This is a genomic window from Trichococcus flocculiformis (genome assembly GCF_963662535.1).
Classification (GTDB): domain Bacteria; phylum Bacillota; class Bacilli; order Lactobacillales; family Aerococcaceae; genus Trichococcus; species Trichococcus flocculiformis.
Genome location: NZ_OY759718.1, coordinates 3,021,677 through 3,044,739 on the forward strand (window position 1 = coordinate 3,021,677; position 23,063 = coordinate 3,044,739).

Consider the following 23,063-nt stretch of genomic DNA (forward strand, 5'->3'; position numbering starts at 1 on the left):
TGTACTGAAATTTAGGACTATTCTATGTTCCTCCTAGGAGCTGTTGGCAAAGGCGTTGTTCCCAATTTCAGAATAATCATAGACTGGTCTGCAATTTTTTCTTGTGGATAGTATGTGGATTATATAATATTATACCCTGAAAAATAGTTGAGTGTCCGGATGTTGTTTAATTTTTAAGGCAAATATATATTCACGGGTGTATAATTGAATAAAATAATTCTTTTGGAGGAAGATATGGAAAATACTGAAGATTCTAATCAGCTCTCTGAAACAACCGAAAAAGAAATTGTTCAAACGACTACTAACTTGGACCCTAATCCCGCTATTCGTAAACAACCGCTCGAAAGCTATAAAGAAAAAAGGCAATCCAAATTAGTCTCAATGATTGCCTCTCAATTACCTAATATTCCTACTTTTGTTGAAGAGTTAAAGCGACATGGCGAGATTGCTTTAGATATATCACAAGAAATGGCAGGGAAATTAGCTAATGGAGATATTACTTTTGGTACTTATACTGAATCCGGCGTGAAGTATGCTCAATTTGTTAATTCTGAAACAGGGCGAATTTTCAAAAATATACCCATTAAAGAATTACCGTCTAATCTTGGACCAGCACTTGCTACAGCAGGATTATCTATAAAGTTGCAAGAGATAACCTATGAATTAGGTATACTTGGAGAAAAAGTAGACCGCGTAAATAGGAATTTTGATTTGAACCGATACGCTGAAGTTCAATCTGCAAAAGAAAAGTATGAAATGGCTATGTTAACGAAAGATCCTGACACAAAAAAGGCTTTGTTGCTTGATTCATTAACGCAAGCGACTAATGCGAAAAATTTATTTCTGAATCAATTACTTGAAACCAAAGTTCAATTGGCAAATCCAAAATCAACTGGAATGATTCCCATATTTAGTAATAATATAAGTGCTGCCGATGGGGACAGGCTTGCTATGGCTGCTTTGGAAAACCTCACTTATATGAAAGATGCGTTTAGCTATCAAATTGCAGCTTTGTTTGAATTAAGTGAATTTGATACGCTTAATCACACCATATACAAGTTTAAGGAAATGATTCTTCAAGATTTCTCTGGTGAAGACGCTCTATTCCTCGATGAGCACTTATCCGTCCCAACTAACCCTTTTAAATTTTTATCAAACAATATTGTTGCGGCATCAAATTCAATGATTGACTTTCTTAATGAAAACGAAGAATTACTTGATGTTCGCTTTATACCGGATTTATTGGAGATAGCTGATAAAAGGGAGATGTCACAGGATGGAAACTAATCGTTGCGAAAAATGTGGTAGGGAAACACGGAAAAATAGGAAAATATGCGAAAACTGCAAAAAAAGCAGAAATGAAAATTGGATGAAGGTTGGTAAGGGCACATTAAGTATTGCTGCAACAGCATTTCTCGCAGTAGTCACAAAAAACAAAATGAAATAAAGCCACTATTATTATTCACAAAAAGCTGCCCATTTCCTTTATCTAAAGGATGAGGGCAGCTTCTTTGAGATTTTATTCTGAGTATTGCGAACAGATTGAGCCACCTGTGCGGATGATAGAGCCAGCAATTGCGATAAATAGAGCCGCCCAATGCGAAAGAGAAATCCACTGATCACCTTTAGTGTGCTGTTTTTTTATATTTCGGGCTTACTCTCTAAATAAGATTTTCTTAACATCATCTAAATAATCATCTGAAATTTCGGGTAAAAGAAATTGTCCATCAATTGCATTTAGCATTACTTCTTCTTTTTCCTTTAATCTGTCATATACTTGTTTATCTATAAAGCTTTTATGGGCAGAAGTCCCTTCGGACATAAGATAATAGTACCTTGTATACTGGTCGGCAGATAATCCTAAACGATGGATACGATCTCGAGACTGTAGCATAAAGGTTAAATTAAAATTGTATTCAAAATATACTGCATCATGTACCGATTGATGTAACGAAATCGATTCACCTAAAGTTGCTGGATTTGAAATTAATACTTGAACATCTCCATCCCGAAACTCATTAATCAAATCTACTCTGTCATCTTTAGGTGTCGCTCCATAAATAAGATGAGAAAAGATACCAGCATTGTTAAGTTCCTGATGTATCTTTCGCATCGTCCCAACAAACATTCCCCAGACAAGTACTTTCTTTCCTTCAGAAACCAATTGGCGAATTAATTGCATACCTTTTTCAAATTTAGGCGTTTTAATCGAGTCAACATTCAAGTCAAAATACGTTTTCTGTTTAGCTTCTGCTATTTCTTTAGAATCTAATGCCCCTTCCACACTAAAGTCAATTTCATCAAATAAAAAGCCTAAGTTATTTAAGTCAATCTTTTCAGTTAAAAGAGCTGGATTCGTCGAAGCTTGAAGTAGACGAATATACCTTGCTAAGACATTAGTCTCTATTTCATGAATAATAGTAGCTAGCTGTTCTTGTTCTTTACTAGGGGTTATCTCAAAAATATTATCATCTTCTGCAGGAGGAACATTCAAATCCTTCTTATTGGTTCTCCAATAAAATGGCCTTATTTTTTCATTGATTTCAGTTGGATTTGGGTTATCTAAATCAACTATACTCCAACCAAAAAATGTTTCGTATTCGTTATCGTAAAGTAAATGTAGGAAGTTATAAATATCTTTATAAGAATTAGGAATAGGCGTACCAGTCAGGACATAATGGTAACCTGATTGCTTCCCTAAATTCAAAGCTTTGTTTGCTCTCTTTCCCAGTGGATTTTTTATCCTATGAACCTCATCAAATACTATCATTGTTTTTTCGTCTATTAACTCGTTTAATACTGTGAGCTTCCATCCAGCTAGAGATTCATAATTTAAAACAATTACGTTAGCAATACCCCAACTCGTCCGAACGTCACCAGGGTCATTGAATTCTTTTAAGTTCATAAACTTTAATTCGCGTTTACTACCAAAAACTTCTTTAAACTCTGTCTTCCAAGCTTCAAAGGCATTCAACGGACAAATAACTAAAATTTTATCAACTTCATGGATACTATGGGAACTCAAATATGCAAAAGCTCCATACATCATTGCTGTTTTCCCTGCTCCAGGAACACTGAAATTAGCAGCTCGTTTCATCATAGCTAGAAAAAAACTGGCTTGATCTTGTTGTTTTTTCAAGGGACGTGTAATTTCTGAGTCGATTATATTTTGGAACTCCTTTAATTCTTCATTCCACCGATCGTCATAATTCTTTATTGTCAGACCTGCAATACGCTGTTCCTCAATTGCATAATAATTCTGGGAAATAAACGCTTGAATTTCACTATCTACTTCGAGTTCAACACCAATCCTAGAAGTAATTTTATTTATTAATTCTGTCAATTCAATATAATTTAATTCTCTTGATAACTCCAAGCCCTCAAAGTCAGAAAAATAAGTACGATAGCGTTCAAAAAGACGTGCAATCTTCCGAGATTTCAAGACCTCATCAGTATTATCGATGAACTTAAAAACTCCATTATCACTGATTAACTGCGGGTTACAGTTCATCTTCATACACCTCAATTAAGTCTCCACTTATGATATTTACTTTAACCATCATATCTCGAATTTCTTCGACTTGGTCTCTACTGAAGTTATTAAAATGAAGATTACCTGTCAAGCCACTACCACGTTTGATATCTCTTAACATATTCAAAGTCTCTCGAATGCTGGAAACAAAATTATCAACATTCTTTCCCCGAGCTTGACGATTAACAGTTGAATTATAAACCTCAGTTACCTCTCGTAATTCTGGTGTGGCTTCTTCCAATCGTTTACGATACTCAGCTGCGGAAGTGATAGGTTCAGACTCTAATTTGTCGCGTAAATCTTCAATTGTATCTTCTACAGTATCGTTATATGTATCATTGACTGGTGAAGTTACTATGTTCTTGACATATTCACGAACTTCTCTTACCGTATCCCCACCGGTTAAAACCATTTTACTAAGCAAAGCAAATGCGGTTACTTTTGTTTGTTCGTACTTAGGACCTTTATCGGGAAAGTTGATTGCGAATCTTTTTGCCAATTCATACAATGGATTATATAGTTTGACGTCTTTGACAATATAGTATGCATCTACTGGTGCATTTATAAATTCAAGAAAATCATGCATTAATTCAACTGTAGCGATCCTATCCTTAACATCTTTATCACTCATATTAGCCTCGCGTGAGTAATCCTTTGCTGTCATCAATTCATCTTCAATAATTGTCTGATAAATGTCTACGGCTAAATCAACTGGATCATATTGCAGTTTCTCTTCCACGCCCATTTGAATAGCAAGCTCCAACCGCTTGATTTGGGCACGATCTGCCTTGGCGTCATATGTAAATGGCAAGATAACTGCTTCAAAATAGTGAGATGCACCTGTTTCGGATTGAAGTTGACGAAGGGCTGTATAGCGTCTGTTCCCATCAATTATACGACCATCCAATAATACGTATCCGTAGACTTGTTGACCTTTTTCTTTTATTGATTTTTTTGTTTTCTTTAAACTCGCTAAGTTGTCTTCTTCAATAAAACGAGCAATTTTGTCGTTGTATTCTGTCCCTACTTCATCACTATGGGGCTTTAATCTCCCAAAATCACGCTTGATCTGAGTTGATATACGACCATTCTCATCATTAAAATATAAGTATTTAAGCGGGATACGATACACATCCAGCATCGTATCCGTTAAATTCGGAATAGTCGTAGGAAGCTTTGGTTTAGCGCCGGTAATTGCAATTTCTCCGGATCTGGCTAATTCCATTAAATTATTTACCATTCCCTTTCGCCACCTCTCGCAATTTCGTGTAAATGTCCTCTACAGTAGTCGCTTCTTTATATTCAATCCCATGTTTTTGAAGCTTTCCGAAGAACTTTTCTTGGATAGCAACAATCTGGTCATCACTTAAGCGTTTTCCTGTGCCTTCCGCTTTCGTTTCAACAAGTAAATAGACATGCGTTTCATCTTCTCGTTCTACCATGTAGACAAAGTCAGGTGTAGTGGTCCCGCCCATATACTTTGGTACTTGGATTGCCTTCTTGGGAAGTTTGCCAAATAAGGTTACACTAGAATCATACCCACGCTTCAGTAAATCCTTTTCAGGATGGACAGAATCATAGCGAAGTGGTGGAGTCTCATATAGTTGGCGTCCATCATCAACTACATCACTGTCCTCGTTCACACCTATCACAGTCGCCAAAACATCATCCTTAAAATCATTAAGTTGGGCGTCAAAAACTGAGGTGCTCGCTTGAAAATCTAATGCGTGATAGCGATAACTTTGCGCATATCGTTCTTCGAACCTTTGTCTAAAATCGCGTAGCAAACGATTTAAAGTAATTTCATTTAAATACTTTGTGTCACCGTGGTAGCTATTTTCTAAGATTGTGGCTAATCCTCGGTGAAGTTGGGCTGGCTTAAGTTTTGTAGCTTTTACTAATTTTTGTAAAAACTCCCCATATACCATACCTTCTATTGGTTTACGGTTCTCATAGTTTGTAACTTGCTCACGAACACGCATTTCACCTTGCTCTTTACTGTAATACACTTCCCCATGCGAAAACTCCGGATACTGCAGGACAAAATTCTCCTCGTTGTTCATCATCTCATCTATTAATAGCTGCATAGCATCTTCATTAATACGATCGAATTCCAACATGTAACGATTCGAGAAAGTCTGCCACAACTCCCGCATCTTATTCCAATTATCTTTATTAAGTTTAATGCGTTGCTTTGTTGCCGGACCACCGGTTGTAATTTTATCTTTCTTGACACGATTCATATCTAAAAGAACTGGATAAAGTTCAACTAATTTTTCGAAACCATTTCCCTTGAAGTCATTGTTTCGTTTGATTACGCCGGCTGTATCAAGTTGTTCAAGTAGCGTTTCTTCATCCATATTTTCGGTTTTTTCAATGATCAATCGAATCATTTCATTTGTTAGTTTGGTTTCATCCAACTTAATCGTCGCATCATCATTTACTTCCGTGACTAGTTTCTGAGCAAAATCTTTTTCGTCATAACCGATTAAAAAGCGCAAACGACTCGGGAATTCATCCTGCATCAAGCGATGACCGTTTTCATCAACCGGCAACCGCAACCCACGTCCAACTTCTTGAATTTTTGAATTTTCACTACCGGATGTACGCAGTTTGGCAATGACAAAAACATTCGGATTATCCCAGCCTTCACGCAATGTCCATTTAGAGAACAAGAACCGACGTGTCTCCCAGTCACCTTTTTCATCTTTAAATGACAGAAGCTTCTCTTTATTTCGTAAAATATCATCCACTTCTGCTTGAATGGCTTCATCCCCAGTGCCACGGTCTTCGCCGAAATAGCCTGCATGAACATTTTCCGTTAATTTCGCTAACGTTGCCTGTAAAAATGACAAGTATTCTTTTTCTCGTGGTAGTTTCTTTAAGCGATATTCACGTATCAAAGACTCAACTTTTCGTCGAAGGAGCTTTTCAAAAACCAACTTTAACCATCCTTGTTCATCACGATAAGATTTAATAGAATCTATGAAAAATAGCGATAGTGTTTTTACTTTTGCTTGCTGGTCACTTTCCCTCATGAAATTGGCGATTTCAGCCTCAAAATGCTTATCAAGCGCATCTCGAATTATTAACTCTTGGTATGAATTAGTCATTGTTGCTGGTAAAAATACCATACCTTTTTCAAGTTCTAAACCATTGGACAGCATTTTAGCACCTTCATAAGTAATATCACCATCAAAGCCGATGCTATCTCCAATCAAATACTTATAACTTGTTCCCCCATTTTTCAATACCAATTCTTTATTAGTAACCGAATCAATAACAAATCTATTCTGAGCTTCAGATTCCGTTACATTTGGAAAATAGATATCAATTCCTTTAACAAGACCTTCGTTAAAGGAAGTTACAGCATTTAAATTAAACTGGGGTTGTTTTCGATAAAAATCTCTCATTTCCTTAGCATTCTGGCCCGTTCCGACTTTCAAAATAGGGAAGGTTGCTCCAAGGCGAATAATCATTTGAGGATTTACACTTTGAATTGCCTTATAAAATTCGCCTTCACGTGGAAAACGGTGTGGTTCATCGACTAGTACAATTGGACGAGTTGCCTGGATCGCTTCTAATGGTTTTGTAAAACCGGAAAGCATGGTTTGATTAAAACGTTCCTGACCTTTATTTTTTCCACGGGAGATGATGCCTTTCATGTTATCTGAATTCAACATCGAAGCGTTTATCAGCAAAACTTGGATTGTAGTTGAATTCAAACGGTCGCCTTCTATAAATTCCACCAGATGGGCTGGCAGTAATCCTTTTTTACTATTAAAATCTCCGGCATTAATCACATTAAGGTTGATATTTGTAGTTTCATAGTACTGAGAAAAGTGTTGTCTAGCGTAGTCAGCCTCAATGAAATTTTTCCAACCTTCTTTTATGGCAGGCGTTGGAACAACAACAATAAACTTGAACAGACCATATTTCTGATGCAAATCGTACATGGTACGAACACCGACGTAAGTTTTTCCTGTCCCTGTCTCCATTTTTATATCAATATTGGCGTTATCATGTCCCCGGCCATTTATAACCGGATTGGCATAGACATAATCCTTGTCAAGATCCGCGGTTGTTTCATCTATTCCATGAAAGGCATCGTTAATTGCCTGAAGTGCTTCTAATTGATGAGGTAGTTCCTCTAATAAAATTTTCATCTCTAGATTCACTCCTCCTAGTATCTAACCAAAAGATGGACTTTATTCTCTAATTGATTCAAAGCAATCTCAAGTTCTCGTAGACTCTCCATATCAATGGTATAACCATACACAACAATCGTTTGAACGGAGATTTCATTCTTACCAATTGCATTTACTAGTGCTTTGGTATTTTGGGCTGTCCAATCATTTGTAATCAAGTAAATTCGTTGATTATTTACATATGGGAGCTTCACACCCGCAAAATCTAGCATTTCCACTGAAACATCAAACTTGTATCCGTCACTAACTAAATATGTTTGTAAAATTGTGTCAAATCCCTCTGCATTGCCCTTCACATCAAGATTTACACTTGAGAATGCGGAAATCATGTCATCAAAAATATCGAGCTGCATTTCATTATCAAAATCAAGTTTGTCCAAAGTTTGTTGGTTGGCAGATACTACATTAAAATGTTTGAACCCTCCATCGAAACTATCTGATAGGTTTTCACTCTGCGATTTTATTTTAGCACTCGCGCGAATAATTCGTTCTCTAGAAATCTCATCAATAGATCTAAATCCAGCTTTATAAGCTATTTCTCCACCTTTTGTCGGAACTTCCTTTCCATCAGAATTTATCGAAAAAGTAGGTTCCGGCAAGGTACACATAATAAATTGTCGATTACCACCGTCTTTGTCATTTAATTGCAAAACTGCGTCGGCTGTTGTTGAAGAGCCAGCAAAAAAATCGAGTATCAAAGCGTTCTTATTAAAATGTGTCGTTGCCTTAATAAACTCGAGAATATAGTTGACCGGCTTAGAGTAACTAAAAATATTTTTTTGATTAAACAGCTTTTCTAAATCTTCATATGCATCTTCATTAGTTCCAGAAATTTTTACACCATCAATATAACTTGAGAATCCTTTAAAATTTGAATCATCAAATATTCTAAATGCTCTAGGCTGAAAATTTAATGTGTTAATAACTATCTGTGTACCTTTTGAAAGTTCTGAATTTAAGAAATCTTGATTCCAGATGAAGTTCGATCCTAAAACGAAATCTGTAATAATTTTACCGTCTTTTATTTCAATATCATTTTCCAAGGAAACAGGATTAATATCTTTTCCATAGATTCCTTTTTTATAAACTCCATCTTTTAACTTGCTATTAACGATGCCACTTTCAAATGTTAATTTTCCATAGCTATTTGTTCTTTTTATAATTGGCTGAGATTCTGATGAATCTGCTTTCCCACCAAACAAACTAATAGTATCTTTATTATTTTTGACATAGACTAAGCAGTATTCTGTCATACTGATAATTTTTTTTGACAAAAAACTACCTTTCCTTTTTTTTAACCAAGTAATATTGCCTATACAACTATTCTCCCCAAAGATATCATCCATAAGTAATTTCAAATTAGCTTGTTCATTGTCATCAATTGAAATAAAAATAAAGCCCGTGTCTTTTAGTACTTTTTTTGCCAAATACAAACGAGGATACATAAAAGTTAGCCATGCGCTATGTGTTGATTTCCCTTGAATAGATTTCATACGTCTGACTTCATCATCATTAAGATTGAACATATCTTTAAGTTGGTCATCAGAATATTCAAATTTATCTGGATAAACAAATCCATCTGATCCAGTGTTGTATGGCGGATCAATATAAATAACATCAACACTATTTGTATAGTTTTGTTGCAGATGCCTTAAAACTTCTAAATTATCACCAGTAAAGAACAAATTCTTGCTATCTTTGTTCTCAATTTTTTCATTGTGTTCATTATCTGGCACAATAACAGTTGTCGGCCGCTCTCCTGCTTGCTTCTTTGCATAGTTTTTACCGATGAAGTCTAATTGATAGCCACTTGATAATTCCTCGACATTTTGTTCTTTGAGTGCTTTCTGAAATTTTTCCATATCAAATTCAGCTTCTTTATCACTGTCACTTGAAGTAAAAAACTCAGGTAATTTTTGTCGAAGTTGCTCTAGAAATTCAGTGTTTGGTTTGACGCTTTGGTTAAAATCTAAATTATCTTTTATCATTACGCCACCCCATTTCCAGGTAACGCAAAATAGCCGTCTGAGGAAAAACTCAAACGGTTGCTGATAAACGATTTAATTATAAATATTACATTATTGCTCTGTTCTGCTCTGCTCATACCGACGGGCCTCCAATTATATGTCAAGTTATCTTTTCGAATAATATAAACTTCCCTCATTAGCTTCCCTCATTATATCATAATGACCAATGATTTTTAGCGTTCTAATAGGTTTGCTGTTGATCATATGAAAAAACCTCCAATCTATTGAAAGGTCTCTTATGAACAAGTCTAATTGTTAAATTTCCACCTGAATTAGCCCGATTAACGGACCATATCTTCAATACTTACTGTATCCGGGATTACATTTTTCTGTTGGCATCCGGCTATTTTTCGTTTTCCATAACATGACACTTGTATATTAGTCGATCCAGGTGTAACGCTTCAGTTTTTTCGTGTTGGCTCTCTTCCCTCAATCGCCTGTATCTATTTTTACAGAACCCTTCGCATCGACAGTTTTTCGTTTTCATAATCAATGTACAGTCGATCACTGACTTTGTGATATTCACAAGACTTTCTGTCTTCAGAAATCGTCTTCAATTCAAAATTCCCGATAAATCTGTAACTGAATTTCCCAAAACTATCTTTCATTCTGGCAAACACTGCTCTCAATTCGCCGACTTCATTTGTCACTATCTTCCCGTCTTCGCGGATGTTCTCCTCTTTGATGACGCTCCAATCTTCATTCAAGTAGTTCAGCCATTGACTGTGCTCTTTTTTTGCTTCTGTCGAAATAGTAGGGAACCAAACGTGTGCAGGCCGGTCATCAATAGTGATTTTGATACTCGCTTGCTGATATCCTTTATAATTTTTGAAAAACAACTGGTTTGCTACATCAGTAATGACACGAAAACGATAAAAATCATCAACCGATAAGTACCCTTTTTCCATTACTTGGTCTTTGACCGCTACATCCGTATCCCAGTGTGTAATCTTTTTTTCTGCCACTTTTTCTTTTATCTCCTCTGAAATCATTACTATCCTCTCCGACAATTCTTTTAACGGTAATGTTGCATCCACACGCTTCAATTCAAAAAGGCTCTCCTCACGAATGGAGGAAAGTTTCTCTTCGATGGTCAGTTCACGTTTCAGATCTGATTCCACATTATTCTTATGAAAAGCTTCATCTACTTCTACACCAACGTTTATCTGGGGGAAATATAAGTCGATCAGGTAGTATTCGTTGTCATGGCCTTTCACATATTGCTGTGTTACAGGCCGTAGATCCAAACAATCTATCTTTTGCCAAACAGCATTCAGGATGTAATTTTCATAATCCTTCCGCTTTGTTCGGGAAAAAGTTTTGATTAGATATTCAACTTTGTCCATATTACTCCCCCTTTTTACTATGTTTTCTTCGCTAAACCTATCATGGTAGCCTTTTGTCTAGCGTCGCTATTGCCCCCGCAGGAATATCCTCACACCACCCTTCCCAAAAAATGGCATCGCATTGTAACGTTCGAGTGCCTAAAAGGCCAATCCCACACGCTCAAGAACAGACCGTTTAGTGATTTTCATCTTAGTGTCCACCTTCTGAATGCGAATCATCGCACGCTCTCATTTATGGTAAGTATCTGCATTACAATTTGAACTGATATTTTCTATACAACAGAATTTTTAATATTCCGTACATGCCTTTAGATAAAAATCAAATTTTTGCGCTGCATCCATTAAAGATCCTAAAGTGTAATACCCTTCTTTAGTTTCCCCAATACAACCAATAAGGGGAGAGGAAAGAAATTCAAGTATTTGCTTTATTTCTTCAACATTTGGAGCAGGATTAATATTAACCTGATTTTTCAGTAATAAATATATTTCTCTTGGTTGCATAATTCCTTCAGTTAGCGGATCACTACTTTCCTCAAATAAGCATTTCATAATGGCTTTCAATAAATTTCCATCTCTAACTATTTTACTTCTATCTTCCTCGATTACATGTACATCAATAATTCCTGTTTGAGAAAATACTTTCCTGTAAGAATCTGATTTTAATGGTACTTCCACATGCATTTTAATTAAGTACTCTAGGTTTTCTACATCCAATAAAGCTACATTGTGTTTTAATGCTCTCTCAACTAGTCGTTCACCTTGAAATTCACGACCTACAACTAGTGAAAAATCTGCCTTATGCTTCTTTCTATGTTCAACTATGGTATCAAAATTAATTTGACCTTCTGTAACTCCTCCGCTATAAGTTGTTTTTGCATCAATCGCTACTGTATATGCAAATTTCGGAGTGGTCGGTGCTTGAATAAGTATATCTGTTTTCCCAGCCCCACCGAGCCATTCAGATTTAAATCCTAATACTTTAAATGCCTGGGCTAAAGATTCTTCAAACCGATTTGGGTTTGAAGAATCACGTGAAGAAATCCTAATTTCATTTAGGAGTTCATTAATTTTTGAACCATTACTATCTCTCCTCTCAATAATTTGAGATTCAATTTTCTTCTCAGTGTCATTGGGTAAATAGATATTTAATATTTCACAAAAATTTCTTCCTCGATTAGTTAAACCAAATAAGTTAACCCCTGTTTCCTGAATAAGTTTTGCATTTCTGAGAACATGAAGCCTTTTATGTATTTCGGAGGAATTTTCACTTGGAAAATTATACGAAACCTTTGCTATTACTGTTAATTGCTTAACTGTCATTTCTGTTTTTTGAAGTTCTAGTAAGATTTCGGAAACAAATAAAAATTTATTATTAATACAGGCGGCAAAATCAACCTCAAAATTTTTTGTAGGAAATTTTCTACCTAATTCAGTTGTTTGATACAATGTTTTTGTTTTTCTTTCAATGAATTCCAAATTGATTAGACTTGAAATAAATGCTCTAGTAGATTGTTCAGATATACCAAATGTTACCGCAGAATACTCTGCTATTGTAGAAATGTCTGTAGGATTATCCATCATCAATAAATAATCTAAAATTGTATTATGCATATCCTGGATACTGCCTGGACAATACCCCATACCAGTCTTTCTATTTCTTAAATCTTCCTCATTCATTTTACACATTTCTAAAGCCCAAGATGATATAGGGACTTCTCTTTCAGCAAGAGTTTGATCAATGAAACTTTTAAGTTCCTCAGATTTAACATAACCTATCTCAGTTAGGAAGTACTTACCTAAATCTGTTATTGAATATTTTAATGAAAAGTCCTCAAATTCTATTAAACCTAAATCTTTTAACCAGTTTAACCTAGCGTGGATTTCAGATTTAGTTTTCCAACTTAATTTGTATTCATTACTCGCAATATCTTGTATTACTCTTGAAGTGGCAGAACTTTGTTTAAGAATAGCTAGAATTTCAGAAAAATATCGTATATTTGCAGTAAGCATTGCCGCTAAATATAAATTATTATCTAATTTCAGCCACTTATCGGCTTCTTCAGAAAGCTCCCACCCTGTTATTAATTTTTTTACAAATCCTGATGGCCTTAATCTAATATATAATTGTTCTAATGTATTGTTACTTCTACTTCCTTCAATATTAATTTGAGTGTTAACAGGGGTCTTATTTTTCAAGGCAGTTAATATATATTTTAATGTTTCTTGAAAACCATTTTCCCCTCTAGGTATATTAGGCATAGCAGAAACCTTGGTTTCCCAACTTCTTATTACAGGATACTCTTTGAAATCAACTTCAGCCATAATTACAGCTCCTTATTTATTAAGCTTATTCTTATATTAATTGCATAAAAAACCTCATTTATGATATGCATGCCCATGGATAATCCGGAACGCTCTGTAGATCTGTTCGACGAGCACGAGGCGCATGAGTTGGTGCGGGTAGGTCAGTTTGCCGAAGGAGATATGCTGGTTGGCGCGGGACAGGACGACTTGGCTGAGGCCGAGCGAGCCGCCGATGATGAAGACGATGTCGCTTTTTCCAGCGGTGCCGAGTTTGTCGATTTCGTTGGCGAATTCCACCGAATCGTACTGTTTGCCCTGGATCGCCATCGCGAAGACGTAGCTCTGTTCCGGGATTTTGGCGAGGATTTTTTCGCCCTCTTTGTCCTTGATCATTTCCATCTCTTTATCGCTCAGGTTTTCGGGCGCTTTTTCGTCCCCGACTTCGATGATCTGCAGCTTGCAGTAGCTGCCGAGCCGCTTTGTGTATTCGGCGATGCCCTCCTTCAGATATTTCTCCTTCAGTTTTCCCACCGTAATGATTTTTATGTTCATTGCTTTTCGCTCCTTTTTCTTCTCAACTACTATCCTATGGGAACAAGTGCGATTTCGCAACCGTCTTTTTTTAACGGCTTTTTGACAGAAATATATCTATGATTTTCTGTTTATCTTATTATTAACCAAACTGGTTGTACAGTCTTATTATAATATGAAGGAAAGTGCAATTTTTGTCTGAAAAAGGAATGAAAACCAGTTGCTTTTTTCCGTAAATGATTTAAGATACATTTATGCTTTTGAGTTGCTTAATCATGCGATAGTTTTATAATGAAGTAACAAATCCTATCCGCATGCTATTTGAGAGGAGAATTGGAACCATTGTGTTAAAGAAATTTTCGAGTTGGTCTGTTTCGCAAAAGATCGCAACGAGCTTTGCCTTTGTCATCTTTACCGGATCGATTTTACTTACGCTGCCGATCAGTCAGCTACCCACTTCGAATGCAACCTATTTCGACAACCTATTCACTGCTATATCGATGGTTTGTGTGACCGGCCTGTTCACCGAATCTGTACACGACTCGTACACTATCTTCGGACAGGTCGTCGGGATGGCCTTAATGCAAATCGGTGGATTGGGATTGATGACCCTGATCGCTTCCGTCATTACGCGCCTGAAAGGCAGGATTGGTCTTCGGAACCGTTTGGCCGTACAGGAAGGGATTAACCGTGGTGATGCGCGTGGATTCAGGGAATACCTTTCGGATATCTTGAAATATACCGCTGTCATCGAATTGACCGGTTTCGTTTTGCTTTCCATCCGCTTTGTGCCGGAAATGGGTTGGCCGCTCGGTCTTTTTACTTCCCTGTTCTTGGCGATTTCAGCATTTTGTAATGCCGGATTCGATCCGATGGGAAATGTCAGCCTCGTGGATTATGTCCATGACCCATTGGTGAACTATGTCATCACTTCGCTTATCATTTTGGGCGGTATCGGCTTTTCGGTCTGGTTCGATGTATCGAAAAGTGTAAAATGCTATTTTGCCAAAAAATGCAGACCTAGCTTGAAAGTCTTTTTCCGTGGCCTGTCGTTGCATAGCCGCCTTGCTGTCAGCGTATCGCTTGTGCTCATCCTTGTTGGTCTTGTCTTCTTTGTTGCGGTTGAATACAACAATCCGAATTCGATCGGAACATTCACCTTTCAGCAGAAGCTCTTAGCCGGTTATTTTCAGACCGTCACCATGCGTACTGCAGGATTCGCGACGATCGACTATACAACCGTTTACCCCTTCACACTTTTCTGGTTTGTGTTGACCATGTTTGTCGGTGGTTCACCAGGCGGGACTGCTGGCGGTCTGAAAACTACGACATTCGCAATCATCTTCCTCACGCTCTACAACGAGTTGCGCGGACAAAGCAATGTGAATATCGCAAACCATACAATCAGTCGCCCACAAGTCCGTCAGGCGTTCGTCATCTTTATGGCACTACTGGGAACCTTGATTCTCGGAACAAGCGTATTGAGCATCTTGAACCCTGAAGTGGATTTTATTTACATTCTGTTTGAAGCGGTGTCTGCGATTGCGACGGTGGGCGTCAGCGCCAACCTTACTCCAACTCTGGGAGAGTTGAGCCAAGCCGTTATTATGGTGCTGATGTTTGCAGGGCGTATCGGTCCGATAACCATGTTGGACAGTCTCGTCAGACGCACGCAAAAAGTACAAGATGTAGAGTTTTCTAAAGGAACTATCCTGATCGGATAATAGCAAAGAGGAGCGTATCTAAATATGAGTAAATTGGTTGGTATTTTGGGACTAGGTATTTTCGGCTCGACAATCGCAAAAACGTTGAGCGAATTCGATTCGGATGTTATCGCTGTCGACAAGGATCCTGAGAACGTTAATCGTCTGGAACCATTCATCACAAAAGGGATCATAGGCGACGTAACCGATCTGGCTTTGCTTGAATCGATCGGTCTTTCAGACTGTGATGTGGTCGTGATCGCTACCGGTACGGTGTTGGAAGCCAGCGTGTTGGCTGTCATGAACTGCAAGAAACTCGGCATCAAGCATATCATCGCCAAAGCAAAAAACAAGAATTACCGTGAAGTTCTGGAAGCGATCGGCGCAGACACTGTTATCCTGCCTGAGAAAGAAACCGGGATGCGCGTCGCCAAGAACATTCTGCGCACAAATATTGAAGATGTAGTGAACCTGGATGAACAGACTTCCATCATCGAGTTCTACCCTCCTGCTAAGTGGGTAGGCCGAACACTCGGAGATTTGGACCTGCGTAATAAGTACGACATCAACATTATCGGTCTCCGCAAATACCGCGGTGAGCACCTGAACGTATCGTTCTCGGGCGATTATATTGTGGATAAAGACATCGTTCTTGTGGGTATCACTGAATCGGATGTTTTTGAACGTTACGACTATTTGAATCAACTGACTTAACTTACTGCAGCATCCCATTATTGGGGTGCTGCTTTTTGTTTGATAATCAGAATCGGATTCAGATTCCCATTTTTTAGTTTCCAGCTGCTGTTGTACCCACTTCACACACTCAAATCACACCTTATCCACATTAGTTATCCACATGTACACACGTTCCCCCGTTATTTAGTGGTAGCATTATTTTATGGCACATCATCTTGATTATCTTTAAAACGAATTATTTCCCTATACACGTAGTTATGCACACCGCCTATTGAGCAATCTTATAGATCTGAACTGGCCATTTAACAACGTTTAAAAACATAATTTCACATGCAGACATAATTTTATGCACAGGTTTATCCATTTTCTGTGGATAACTTCCGTTTTCAGAAAGCACTGTTCCCATAAGCATTTACGCGTTTTGCACACAATAACTTTTTTTCCACAGAATTTATCCACATCCATGTGGATTTCTGCGCTTTTATGCTTTATTTTCTGGTTGGAAGATGGATAACTTGGATTTATTCATCTTTTCGACCGTATTTTAGTCCAATAACATGGATTACTCTAACTTATTCATCTTTCCGACCGATTTTCAGCCCAAGAGCATGGATTCCTCCGACTTATTCATCTTTCCGGATCCAATCCCCTTCCCAGCCCCCTGTCACCAACAACTACAGACTACAAATCCAAAACACCCCGCACAGCTGCTCTCAAGAGCCGCCATACGGGGTGTTCGATATTGCTGTTTATTCAGTTTATTCGGCTGAAGTCTGTCCTTCCGTCAGCGTGACAGTCGTTGACTGCAGCGTGCCTTCACGGTAATAGGAGATTTCCACATCGGTTCCCACTTCCTGTGCATACAGGATCTTGCGCAGGTCGACGATGCTCGTTATGGCTTCGCCGTTCATTTCCGTGATGACGTCGTATTGTTTTAAGCCTCCCATTTCGGCTGCGGATAAGGCTTGGACTTCTGCAATGACGACACCTTCCGTGACATCTTCAGGCAATTTGAGCACGGAACTTTGTTGGGACGCTGAAATCTGGGAAAGATCCAGCATGGAAACTCCCAGGATCGGACGGACGATTTCACCGTTCCGTTCCAGTTCATTGATGATAGTCAAGACATCGTTGCTTGGGATTGCAAAGCCCATTCCCTCAACATTCGAATCGGATATTTTCATCGAGTTGATGCCGATGACCTGACCGGCGATGTTAATCAAGGCACCACCGGAATTACCCGGGTTGATCGCCGCATCCGTCTGCAGTGCCGTCACATCCCAGTCAATGATGCCGTCGCTGTCCACATCCGTCGAGACGGAACGGTTTTTGGCTGAAATGATGCCTTGCGTGACCGAGGTTGCGAACTCGGTTCCGAGTGGAGAACCGATTGCGATGGCCGGTTCACCCACATTGACAGCATCCGAATCGCCGAATGAGGCCACTGCCGTGACATTCGTTGCCGGAATCGTCAAGACAGCCAAGTCGGTCCAGATATCGCTGCCGACGACACTCGCTACTTCTTTCGTGCCGTCCTTCATCAGGATTTCCAGTTCGTCGGCTCCGTCGATGACGTGATTGTTGGTAACGATATAGGCCAGGTCACCCTCGATCTTATAGATGACGCCGCTGCCCTCACTGGATGTTTCCAGCGTACCGTTTGTGGTGTCGGAAGAGTTCTGCGGCAGATCAAAACCGAACAGATTCGTGTTGCCCGCCTGCATATTGATGATGGAGACGACCGCATCCTGCACCTTTTCAACAGCGGCAGTCGTGTCGGTCGTTACATTGACAGCGATGTCTGTCACGGTTTCGTTAATGGCTGGATTTCCGTTATCGTCGGTTCCGGATCCGTTGCCGAGGATACCCGAACCGAAAAGCAAGCCGGCTCCGATCAGGGCGACCATCCCACCACCGATCAATCCGCCGACAATACCATTCTTGATCGGTGAATTTTTACGGTCTTTCGGACGTCTGGAGCTTTCTTCGGTTTCGCTGACATTGTTGTATACGCGCGCCCGTTCCTCTTTGTTCATCGTCGCTCTTGCGGCTGGTTCTACAATCGGTTCTTCTTCTTCGCTGGGCGTTTCTTCGATTTCAGTGTATTCTGCCTCTATTTCCTTTTCTTCGGATAAGTCTTCTTGAATGTGATCAGCAGATGGAGCGTCGGCGGCAGTCGATTCAATTTCAGTTTCCGTTTCATTATGCGCATCTTGTTCGAACGGATTGTTTTTCTTTTCTTCGTCCCTGTCCATATTGATTCCTCCTTATCGTTCTACAGGCTCAGTATAGTTCCTTATTTTGAATAAATTATGAAGATAGTGAGAGATATTTCAGAAAATCGCTCTTCAGTAAGCTTATTGTATCATATCCGCGCACGCAAAAAGGAGCGGAATCACTCGATCCGCCCCACTGCGTTTGCGATCCCACCAGTTGCCTAAACTCTGAAAAGTTCAGTCGGTTCGTCCGGATCTGTATCATATACAAAAAAATCTTCATTGACGCCCAGGCCTTTTTGCATCAAGATGCTTTCGGCCGTATGGTGCGCCAATGTCTTGATGTTGTTGTCCCGGCTCAAATGCCCAAGGTAGATGCGTTTCGTCCGGTCGCCCAGCATTTCGGCGACGGCTGCAGCTCCGTCTTCATTGGAAAGATGGCCTTCATCCCCCAAAATACGCTGTTTCAGTGACCACGGATACCCGCCCATGCGCAGTAATTCAAGATCATGGTTGCTTTCAATCAGGTATGCATCCGCATCCCGCAAAAGGCCACGCAAACGATCACTGACATAGCCGGTATCGGTCAACATGACCATCTGTTTGCCTTCATGATGGAAGGAGTAGAACTGCGGCTCGGCCGCATCATGGGAAACGCCGAAACTTTGGATATCGACATCGCCTAAAGTCAGCACCTGGCCCATCTCGAAGATGTGCTTCTGCTCGGTCTTGACGTTGCCGATGATATGGTCCATCGCTTTCCAAGTCGCTTCGTTGGCATAAAGATCCATGTGGTACTTGCGCGCCAGGACGCCCAGGCCGTGCACGTGATCGCGGTGTTCATGCGTGACGAGGATCGCGTCCACATCGGCAAGGTTGCGATCGATTTTTTCCATCAGACCAGCTATCTTCTTGCCGCTCAACCCGCAGTCGACCAATATTTTCCGTTTCGGCGTCTCGATATAGGTGCAGTTGCCGGAACTGCCGCTCGCCAGATAGCTGACGTGCATGCCCTCTTTTTCTATTGTTTCAATCACACTTAGCGCCTCCAATACATCCATAAGTTTAACTTATTTTTTGGAAAATGCCAGTAATTTTTCTCAGTGTTAAGAAAAGTTAATCTTCAGGCGCTGCATGGGGAACATTCTTAATTTAAGGACATTGACAAACAGGAGTCGAGGGGAAGCGGTGCTAAATTTGTCGGATAGGTGCAGCAGATTCGACAATTTGGTACCCGTTTGAGCCGAGATAGTCGAATGTCGAGAAACTTTCGACAATTTGACGTATTTTCGGATTGAAATTGTCGAATAGGTGGCGACCCCCAAAAGTTAGAGTTTTTATTATGCAGCCGTTTGGCTGGCTTGGATTCGGTATTGGACTGGGCTGAGACCAGCTAATTTTTCTTTTGATCGAACATGGTTATACCAATGGATATAGACCTCTATCCGTGAGCGGAGTTCTTCATAACTGACTAATTTTTCACCGTGATACATTTCTTGCTTCAGGATGCCGAAGAAATTTTCCATCGCCGCATTATCTGCACACGTTGCTTTTCGAGACATACTCTGAAAGATTTTATCTTCCTTCAGCGCTTTGACCCAACGATTATGTTGATAGTGCCATCCTTGATCAGAATGGATAGTGGTTCGAAACTTGGCATGTTTCTTTACGTAGCCGAGGGCTTCTTCAAGTGGCTTCATCACCAATTCCAACGACGGTCGATTGTTTATGCCATAGGCAATAATTTCTCCGTTGTATAGATCAAGGATGGGGCTAAGGTACAATTTTTCTTCTCCTGCACACTTGAATTCGGTCACATCTGTCGCAAGCTTCTGTAGAGAAAGAGGCGTAGAGAAGCGTCTGTTTAAAAGATTCTTGGCAACGGTCCCTACCTTGCCTTTATAAGAATTGTATTTTCGTGATTTTCGCATGAATTTGATGCACTTTATTCCCAGTTCTTGCATGAGACGAGACACTTTCTTGTGATTGGTAATGTGTCCCAATTTCCCTAGTTCTTTAGCGATTCGTTTCGCTCCGTAGCGCTCATGGAAATTGAAAAAAAGTTGTTTGATCAGTTCTTTCGTCGGTTGATCCGTATTCTCTTTCCCGAATTGCTTCACGTGATAGTGATAGGTTGCTTCTGGAATCCCTACTACTAAAAGAATATCTTTTAATTTGAATCCTTCTTTTTTGAGTGCGAATGTCACCGCTGCTTGTGCTTTTCGAGAAAGACCTTCGGATTCTCCTGAAAAGCTTGCAACTTTTTTAAGTACGCATTCTCCAATCTAAGTAATTCAATTTCTCGTTTCAGTTCTTCTGTAGACGGTGCGGATTGATCTATTTGTTTGTTAGTGTTCTTTTTGGACATACAAGTGCACCTCTTTGGCTTTTGCTTTGGTTTTAGTCCTTCGATTCCCTTTTCTTGGAAAGTTTTATTCCATCTCCAAATAAGGGCAGGACTAGTTATGCCAAAGGCAATGGCTGTGTCTAAAGAGGAGGAACCGGACTGTTTCATAAAGTGTAATACATCCATCTTGAATTGAACAGAGTAAGCTGAGCTCTGGGGTTTTACCTTCAGACCTTCAACTCCTAATTTTTGATAATATTTTACCCAATTCTTTATTGATTCATCGGACAAACTATCGTATTTTTTTGCCAAACGCATATAACTTAAGGAACCCTCTAAATACTCTTTTACAACTTTCAATTTAAATTCTGCACTAAATTTCTTCATAATTATGACCCCCAAAATGTTTGATTTCACTCTAACTTTTGGGGGGCGGGACCATACCTGAGGAACATTCAACAATTTGGCCCCGTAGTCAAAAAAAGCGAGAATGCATGATGCATCCTCACTTATTTCTTGGTTTTGCGCCAGGCTTTCTTGGCGATTTTGAGCGCGCGCAGTTTGGCGGTCTTCTTCGATCGGTTCTGCTGGCTCTGTACGAGGATCGCATCCAACAAGGCGATCCCTTCTTCCACGAAATCGCCCTTGTTCAGCAGGACGCACTCCGCCTGCCCGGCCATCGTTGCATCCGACATCTCCGCCCGCGTCGGAACGCCGTTCTTCACCATGTTCTCGAGTACTTGTGTGCTCCAGATGACGGGAATGTGGGCAGCTTCACAGATCCAGAGTATTTCCTCCTGCAGTTCCGATAGCCTCAGAAAGCCGGCCTCCGCAGCCAAGTCTCCACGTGCGATCATGATCGCCAATGGATTTTTGCTGGCTGCAGCCACGATCAACTCCGGCAGATGGTTCACGGCTTCTACCGTTTCGATCTTGATTACAAGTGGGATGGCCAGCGCTGCTTCGCTTCCTACTTGTTCTGCCAATGTGTTTTGGATGGCTACGATGTCCTTGCTTCCGCGGACAAAGGAGAAGCCCAGGATATCGGCCTCGATTTCGGCAACCAATAAGTCTTCGCGGTCCTTATCCGTCAATATCGGCATCCTAAAGGTCGACTCCGGGAAATTGAGCCCTTTCTGCGGCTTTATTCTGATCCCTTTAGCTTTTGCAGTCTTCCCTACCTGCACGACGACGCCTTGCGATTTTTGCTCCACAACACGGCCTTCCAGGACGCCATCATCCAAAATGACCGGACTGTCGACCTTCAGCTCATCAAAGAGGTTCAGGCTTTCGCTGAACACAATGGCCGGATAGTGCTTCAGATCTTTGAAGGAAGCATCCACCGTCAGGAAGAACAAGTCCCCAACTTTGAGGCGTGGCTTCTCCTTTTCACTGCTGACGGCATCCACCCGGATTTTCGGACCTGCGATATCAAAATAGATGCGGCAACTCTTGCCGGCAGTTTTTTGGGCTTCCTTCAGATTTTCGATCATCTTCAGCCAGACGGCACTGTCGTCATGGGCGCAGTTGATACGGGCGATGTCCATGCCACGCTCCAGCAGGCGGACGAGGAAGTCTTTGTCGGTTGCGGCCTGCTCCGGAAGGGTGACCATGATCCGGGTCGTCCGGTGCTTCGGCGCATCGCCCAATAAGGAGGTCGCCTCGGTCGCCAGTTTTTTCCGGCCCGGGAATTTCTCGGGCGTCTTCGGATAGTCGGACAGCTGCTTGATCGCCCCTGACATCAGCGCCAAGTTGCGCACAATCGCATCCAGTTGTTGGAGTACTTTCGATTCCGTCCTTCCCAATGAGGACAAGCCCCATTTCGACAGTCGGTTCTGCAACGGGCGGATATCCCTTCTGCGCAGCGCCAGATAGTAGGCCAAGTTTTTGGCGCTCAACTCAAACGCTGTCCGGGAAATACCCGACTTCCATTCCGCATAAAGGCCATTGCCTTCCTCATAGACCGCCTGACGGAGCGCCTTCATCTCCTCGTATAATGACAGCAATTCATTCCGTTCTTTTTCTTTCATTCCGCACCCACCTCGGCCTTTCATCATCTTTAAAACAAAGGATTGCCTGCTGAAATATAACTCGGTATCTGAAACAAAAACACCCTGCTCTGCTTCAGAATAGGATGTTTTTGAAAGTATGGA

At 40.3% G+C, this 23,063-nt stretch carries 15 protein-coding genes; 3 read left to right on the top strand and 12 right to left on the bottom strand.

Annotation, left to right across the window (positions count from 1 at the left end):
- Positions 1-234 precede the first annotated feature (234 nt).
- Entirely contained in the window at positions 235-1,287 is a 1,053-nt protein-coding gene (locus ACKPCD_RS14340; protein ID WP_068560319.1) for a hypothetical protein, read from the top strand.
- A gap of 367 nt (positions 1,288-1,654) precedes the next feature.
- Here the strand turns inward: ACKPCD_RS14340 and ACKPCD_RS14345 are convergent, their stop codons facing one another.
- From ACKPCD_RS14345 to rlmH, 7 genes are all read right to left on the bottom strand, one after another.
- Entirely contained in the window at positions 1,655-3,511 is a 1,857-nt protein-coding gene (locus ACKPCD_RS14345) for a DEAD/DEAH box helicase (protein ID WP_321433623.1), read from the bottom strand.
- Entirely contained in the window at positions 3,501-4,772 is a 1,272-nt protein-coding gene (locus ACKPCD_RS14350) for a hypothetical protein (RefSeq protein WP_321433624.1), read from the bottom strand. The genes ACKPCD_RS14345 and ACKPCD_RS14350 overlap by 11 nt, the downstream gene beginning before the upstream one ends.
- Positions 4,762-7,698 carry a type III restriction-modification system endonuclease gene (locus ACKPCD_RS14355; RefSeq protein ID WP_321433625.1) on the bottom strand — a complete coding sequence of 979 codons (2,937 nt, stop codon included), beginning with the start codon at positions 7,696-7,698 and terminating at the stop codon, positions 4,762-4,764. The genes ACKPCD_RS14350 and ACKPCD_RS14355 overlap by 11 nt, the downstream gene beginning before the upstream one ends.
- Positions 7,699-7,715: 17 nt before the next feature.
- Entirely contained in the window at positions 7,716-9,728 is a 2,013-nt protein-coding gene (locus tag ACKPCD_RS14360) for a site-specific DNA-methyltransferase (protein ID WP_321433626.1), read from the bottom strand.
- Positions 9,729-10,216: 488 nt separating this feature from the next.
- Complete coding sequence (locus ACKPCD_RS14365) at positions 10,217-11,113, bottom strand: AbaSI family restriction endonuclease (protein ID WP_321433627.1); 897 nt, start codon at positions 11,111-11,113, stop codon at positions 10,217-10,219.
- 288 nt (positions 11,114-11,401) lie between these two features.
- The gene (locus ACKPCD_RS14370; protein ID WP_321433628.1) at positions 11,402-13,435 is read right to left on the bottom strand and encodes a hypothetical protein; all 2,034 of its coding nucleotides are present in this window, start codon (positions 13,433-13,435) and stop codon (positions 11,402-11,404) included.
- A 54-nt stretch (positions 13,436-13,489) separates the two neighbouring features.
- Complete coding sequence (gene rlmH, locus ACKPCD_RS14375; RefSeq protein WP_321433629.1) at positions 13,490-13,969, bottom strand: 23S rRNA (pseudouridine(1915)-N(3))-methyltransferase RlmH; 480 nt, start codon at positions 13,967-13,969, stop codon at positions 13,490-13,492.
- A gap of 323 nt (positions 13,970-14,292) precedes the next feature.
- On the opposite strand from rlmH, the gene ACKPCD_RS14380 reads away from it, so the two are divergent.
- Entirely contained in the window at positions 14,293-15,672 is a 1,380-nt protein-coding gene (locus ACKPCD_RS14380) for a TrkH family potassium uptake protein (RefSeq protein WP_321433630.1), read from the top strand.
- Between the two features lie 24 nt (positions 15,673-15,696).
- Complete coding sequence (locus ACKPCD_RS14385) at positions 15,697-16,365, top strand: potassium channel family protein (RefSeq protein ID WP_086988902.1); 669 nt, start codon at positions 15,697-15,699, stop codon at positions 16,363-16,365.
- Between the two features lie 740 nt (positions 16,366-17,105).
- On the opposite strand, the gene ACKPCD_RS14390 is transcribed toward ACKPCD_RS14385, so the two are convergent.
- The 5 genes from ACKPCD_RS14390 to ACKPCD_RS14410 form a co-directional block, all read right to left on the bottom strand.
- Positions 17,106-18,383 (bottom strand): S1C family serine protease, encoded by a 1,278-nt coding sequence (locus tag ACKPCD_RS14390; protein WP_407702695.1) that lies wholly within the window; start codon positions 18,381-18,383, stop codon positions 17,106-17,108.
- 401 nt (positions 18,384-18,784) lie between these two features.
- A complete protein-coding gene (locus ACKPCD_RS14395; RefSeq protein WP_321434583.1) occupies positions 18,785-19,573 on the bottom strand; it encodes an MBL fold metallo-hydrolase in 789 nt (262 codons plus the stop codon).
- 330 nt (positions 19,574-19,903) lie between these two features.
- Entirely contained in the window at positions 19,904-20,848 is a 945-nt protein-coding gene (locus ACKPCD_RS14400; protein ID WP_321434584.1) for an IS3 family transposase, read from the bottom strand.
- Entirely contained in the window at positions 20,767-21,297 is a 531-nt protein-coding gene (locus tag ACKPCD_RS14405; RefSeq protein ID WP_276647287.1) for a helix-turn-helix domain-containing protein, read from the bottom strand. The genes ACKPCD_RS14400 and ACKPCD_RS14405 overlap by 82 nt, the downstream gene beginning before the upstream one ends.
- Before the next feature lie 122 nt (positions 21,298-21,419).
- Complete coding sequence (locus ACKPCD_RS14410; protein WP_321433632.1) at positions 21,420-22,940, bottom strand: pyruvate kinase; 1,521 nt, start codon at positions 22,938-22,940, stop codon at positions 21,420-21,422.
- Positions 22,941-23,063 lie beyond the last annotated feature (123 nt).

Coding starts and splice junctions, on each gene's coding strand:
- ACKPCD_RS14405 (WP_276647287.1), bottom strand. CDS start 21,297: ATGAAGAAATTTAGTGCAGAATTTAAATTGAAAGTTGTAAAAGAGTAT.
- ACKPCD_RS14355 (WP_321433625.1), bottom strand. CDS start 7,698: ATGAAAATTTTATTAGAGGAACTACCTCATCAATTAGAAGCACTTCAG.
- ACKPCD_RS14365 (WP_321433627.1), bottom strand. CDS start 11,113: ATGGACAAAGTTGAATATCTAATCAAAACTTTTTCCCGAACAAAGCGG.
- ACKPCD_RS14390 (WP_407702695.1), bottom strand. CDS start 18,383: ATGAACAAAGAGGAACGGGCGCGCGTATACAACAATGTCAGCGAAACC.
- ACKPCD_RS14395 (WP_321434583.1), bottom strand. CDS start 19,573: ATGCACGTCAGCTATCTGGCGAGCGGCAGTTCCGGCAACTGCACCTAT.
- ACKPCD_RS14345 (WP_321433623.1), bottom strand. CDS start 3,511: ATGAACTGTAACCCGCAGTTAATCAGTGATAATGGAGTTTTTAAGTTC.
- ACKPCD_RS14370 (WP_321433628.1), bottom strand. CDS start 13,435: ATGGCTGAAGTTGATTTCAAAGAGTATCCTGTAATAAGAAGTTGGGAA.
- ACKPCD_RS14360 (WP_321433626.1), bottom strand. CDS start 9,728: ATGATAAAAGATAATTTAGATTTTAACCAAAGCGTCAAACCAAACACT.
- ACKPCD_RS14410 (WP_321433632.1), bottom strand. CDS start 22,940: ATGAAAGAAAAAGAACGGAATGAATTGCTGTCATTATACGAGGAGATG.
- ACKPCD_RS14350 (WP_321433624.1), bottom strand. CDS start 4,772: ATGGTAAATAATTTAATGGAATTAGCCAGATCCGGAGAAATTGCAATT.
- rlmH (WP_321433629.1), bottom strand. CDS start 13,969: ATGAACATAAAAATCATTACGGTGGGAAAACTGAAGGAGAAATATCTG.
- ACKPCD_RS14385 (WP_086988902.1), top strand. CDS start 15,697: ATGAGTAAATTGGTTGGTATTTTGGGACTAGGTATTTTCGGCTCGACA.
- ACKPCD_RS14340 (WP_068560319.1), top strand. CDS start 235: ATGGAAAATACTGAAGATTCTAATCAGCTCTCTGAAACAACCGAAAAA.